The following is a 379-nucleotide window of genomic DNA, read 5'->3' as shown; positions in this document are numbered from 1 at the left end:
TTACCTCAATCTATACCAAATTGTTAATGAACTTCCGGTCACCCAGATTAAATAACTCTATGCAGCAAAATTATTTGATCTGAACAATCCTAACCTATATCCCAAACACCATCCCGCTATGCTTGCCAGTACGACGCTTGCTCTGCTTTCAGCTGGTGGGTCTGGGTGGACTTGAACCACCGGCCTCACCCTTATCAGGGGTGCGCTCTAACCAGCTGAGCTACAGACCCAATCCGGATATTAAAAACCAGTTTTTGCATTCTCGAAAACAAACTGTGTGGGCGCCTTAATGACTGTCGTGACCTTTCTCTATGTTTTAAGGAGGTGATCCAGCCGCAGGTTCCCCTACGGCTACCTTGTTACGACTTCACCCCAGTCA

At 47.0% G+C, this 379-nt stretch carries 1 tRNA gene and 1 rRNA gene; both read right to left on the bottom strand.

Features of this window, described 5'->3' with window-relative positions:
* Window positions 1–153 precede the first annotated feature (153 nt).
* Window positions 154–230 (bottom strand) — tRNA-Ile (locus tag Llon_RS08905).
* A gap of 87 nt (window positions 231–317) precedes the next feature.
* Window positions 318–379, bottom strand: a 16S ribosomal RNA gene (locus Llon_RS08900); the annotation flags it as partial.

Source organism: Legionella londiniensis (assembly GCF_001467825.1).
Taxonomy (GTDB): domain Bacteria; phylum Pseudomonadota; class Gammaproteobacteria; order Legionellales; family Legionellaceae; genus Legionella_A; species Legionella_A londiniensis.
This window is presented reverse-complemented; position numbering and strand designations above follow the sequence as displayed.